Source organism: Microbacterium sp. (genome assembly GCF_030149085.1).
In the GTDB taxonomy this organism is placed as follows: Bacteria; Actinomycetota; Actinomycetes; order Actinomycetales; family Microbacteriaceae; genus Microbacterium.
On sequence record NZ_JASBSF010000213.1, the window covers coordinates 1 to 1,821 of the forward strand.

Sequence of the window (1,821 nt, forward strand, 5' to 3'; positions counted from 1 at the left end):
CTCAACGAGGCCGAGGCGTTCGAGACGTTCCTGCAGACCAAGTACGTCGGTCAGAAGCGATTCAGCCTCGAAGGCGGTGAGTCCCTCATCCCCCTGCTGGATGAGATCTTGCAGGGGGCCGCAGAGACCGGGCTCGACGGAGCCACGATCGGGATGGCGCACCGCGGGCGCCTGAACGTTCTGACGAACGTTGCCGGCAAGACCTACGGCCAGGTGTTCCGCGAGTTCGAGGGACGCGTCGCGATCGGTTCCAAGCGTGGGTCCGGCGACGTGAAGTACCACCTCGGGACCGAGGGCACGTTCGTCGCTGACGGCGGCGAGGAGCTCCCTGTCTATCTCGCAGCCAACCCGTCGCACCTCGAGACCGTCGACGGCGTCCTTGAGGGAATCACCCGGGCAAAGCAGGACCGCCTGCCGATCGGAACCTTCTCGTGGCTGCCGATCCTCATCCACGGAGATGCGGCCTTTGCCGGCCAGGGCGTTGTCGTCGAGACCCTGCAGATGTCGCAGTTGCGCGCCTACCGCACCGGCGGCACCGTGCATGTCGTCGTCAACAACCAGGTCGGATTCACGACGCTGCCGCAGGATGGCCGCACGTCTGTCTACGCGACGGACGTCGCAAAGACAATCCAGGCGCCCATCCTCCACGTGAATGGGGATGACCCCGAGGCCGTGGTCCGGGTAGCCCAGGTAGCCTTCGCCTACCGCGAGCGGTTCCATCGCGATGTCGTCATCGACCTGGTCGTCTACCGCCGGCGCGGACACAACGAGGGCGACGATCCTTCGATGACCCAACCGCTGATGACGAACCTCATCGAGGCGAAGCGGTCGGTTCGCCGCCTGTACACCGAGTCGCTCGTCGGCCGCGGTGACATCACGGAAGAGCAGTACGAGCAGGCAAAGAAGGACTTCCAGGATCGCCTGGAACTGGCCTTCGCCGAGACGCACGCTGCCGAGACCGGTTCTTCCCAAGTGGCGAGCGCACCGATGACCGGCTCGATCGACACCATCGGCGAGCCCGAAACGACGGGCGTATCGCGCGATGTCGTCCAGCTCATCGGAGACGCATTCGTCAACAAGCCCGATGGCTTCACTGTCCATCAGAAGCTGCAGCAGCTGCTCGACAAGCGCCAGGACATGAGCCGCAACGGCAGCATCGACTGGGCGTTCGGCGAGCTCCTCGCGTTCGGTTCGCTCCTCGTCGAAGGCACGAACGTCCGAATGGTCGGCCAAGACTCGCGACGCGGGACATTCGTGCAGCGTCACGCCGTGTTCCACGACCGTGCCAACGGTCAGGAATGGCTGCCGTTGGTGAACCTGTCCCAGTCGCAGGGACGCTTCTGGATCTACGACTCCCTCCTCAGCGAGTACGCCGCGATGGGCTTCGAGTACGGGTACTCCGTCGAACGCTCCGACACGCTCGTGCTGTGGGAGGCGCAGTTCGGCGACTTCGCGAACGGCGCGCAGTCGGTCATCGACGAGTTCATCTCGTCCGCTGACCAGAAGTGGGGTCAGCAGTCGAGCGTCGTGCTGCTGCTGCCGCACGGCTACGAGGGACAGGGCCCCGATCACTCATCGGCGCGCATCGAGCGCTACCTGCAGATGTGCGCTCAGGACAACATGATCGTGGCGCGGCCATCGACACCGGCGTCCTACTTCCACCTGCTCCGCCGCCAGGCCTACGCACGTCCGAGGCGACCCCTCGTCGTGTTCACCCCGAAGGCGATGTTGCGTCTTCGCGGTGCGACAAGCCCCGTCGAAGATTTCGTGGGTGGCCGGTTCCAGCCGGTGCTCGATGACGATCGCGGGATCGACAAGAGC

The 1,821-nt window shown here is 65.0% G+C and carries 1 protein-coding gene; it reads left to right on the forward strand.

Annotated elements, in window-relative coordinates:
• Positions 1 to 1,821, forward strand: a 1,821-nt coding sequence (locus Q1V87_RS08550; protein WP_300591697.1) for a multifunctional oxoglutarate decarboxylase/oxoglutarate dehydrogenase thiamine pyrophosphate-binding subunit/dihydrolipoyllysine-residue succinyltransferase subunit, incomplete at both ends; no start/stop codon positions are given.